Origin of the sequence: Spirillospora sp. NPDC046719 (genome assembly GCF_040645715.1) — a bacterium.
GTDB lineage: Bacteria > Actinomycetota > Actinomycetes > Streptosporangiales > Streptosporangiaceae > Spirillospora.
On the sequence record NZ_JBEYYT010000891.1, the window covers coordinates 1 to 1439 of the forward strand.

The window sequence follows — 1439 nt, forward strand, 5'->3', positions numbered from 1 at the left end:
CAAGCTTATGAAGCAAATTCAACCTTACTTTTCCGAAATTTTTGCTTTTGCCTTTTACTTCATAATACAAGTATATCAGCAAAAATAAGGAGCAACACTCCAATTTCGTGCCTTTTTCGTGTCGTTTTTATCCCAATTTGACCCATGCTTTCAAATTAAATAGCCAATATGAGGGTTTATATCTTTTCTAAAGCGATAATAAATAAACTTAGCTTTCTTTTCTGAAATCTCAATCCCTTCATTATCAAGTTCCATCATTACTCTGTACCATGTAAAACCACCGTAACCACAGTGTTTTAGCTTGATTATTTCTTTTTCCTCCTTAATTAAAGGTTCGTACCACAAGCTGAATTGGTACATCAGGTCTTTGAGCTTGATGTATTCCTCATCATTTTCAAGCGCTTCTTTATTTAAAACATGACTTTCAGGTTCCGAACCACCAGAATAAGCTGTACGAATACCTAAGTTATCTACTTTTTGCTTATAAAGATATCTGCTCTCAATTGATTTTATCCTGGCTTCAAGTCTGCCATTAACGTAATCTCCAATAATTCTATCTAACTTATCTGCCATTCATCAAATTCTCCTTTTGTGGTATAATTAAGTTAGAAATTCAGTTGCCGAAGCCCATTACAGTGGGCTTTTTTTGTTTATTTAAAAAAGTTAATGCCAAAAGCAACTACTATAATAAAAATCACAGATAATATTGCAAATATCCATAACCCGATAATCTTAGCTAGTAAATATATACCTAAAACATACAGTATAAACAAAGCAACAATTTCAGTTGCAATTAGTAATGATTTACCCATTTCTCCTCCAGTTGAGTTTAGCGAGTTCCTAGCTCAGTATGATATAATTTGTTAGACCATAAAAATATAAACGTTAGAATTCACAATTTCGCTCAAGCTTGGTCAGCTTGGGCTTTTTTTATTTACTCCTAAGCAAGATGTACTGCCAAAAGCTCATTATCTTGTCGTACCCAAAGAGATGATAGGTTGCTAGAGATAATCCAAATCCTACAGCAACTACTATTAGGGCAATTAGTATCTTATAAATCACTTTCATTCCACAACCTCCTCGATATAGGCGACTTTGAAAGCTCCGTTGATACCAGTGTACCAACCTGCGTTGCTTTCGATATATTCAATAACATCAGCGAAACTATCGGCTTCAACAAACTGTTGTTTTGAACGAAGTGCTCCATTTTGGTCAATAAACGAATTGCTTACTAATCTAAATCTTTTCATCTCCACCTCAATCCATATGTTTATCAAGCCATTTTTCAGGGAACACGTTCTCTGACTCGTCAAGGTCTGAGCGTGGAATTCGTTTATCTGTAATGTAGCAACGACGACAAGAGCGTTCTTCATGAGTTCCAAATAAATATACTCTCCATTCTGACCACTTATGCCCGAACAGCTTACACATTAGTTTCA

The 1439-nt window shown here is 35.0% G+C and carries 3 protein-coding genes; all 3 read right to left on the minus strand.

The window, feature by feature from the left end:
• Positions 1-150 precede the first annotated feature (150 nt).
• Positions 151-573: a RinA family protein gene (locus tag ABZ914_RS51330; protein ID WP_500201810.1), complete on the minus strand. Its 423-nt coding sequence runs from the start codon at positions 571-573 to the stop codon at positions 151-153.
• Between the two features lie 491 nt (positions 574-1064).
• Positions 1065-1256 (minus strand): hypothetical protein, encoded by a 192-nt coding sequence (locus ABZ914_RS51335; RefSeq protein WP_353822218.1) that lies wholly within the window; start codon positions 1254-1256, stop codon positions 1065-1067.
• A gap of 1 nt (position 1257) precedes the next feature.
• Positions 1258-1431 (minus strand): DUF1660 domain-containing protein, encoded by a 174-nt coding sequence (locus ABZ914_RS51340; protein WP_350782946.1) that lies wholly within the window; start codon positions 1429-1431, stop codon positions 1258-1260.
• Between the last annotated feature and the right edge of the window lie 8 nt (positions 1432-1439).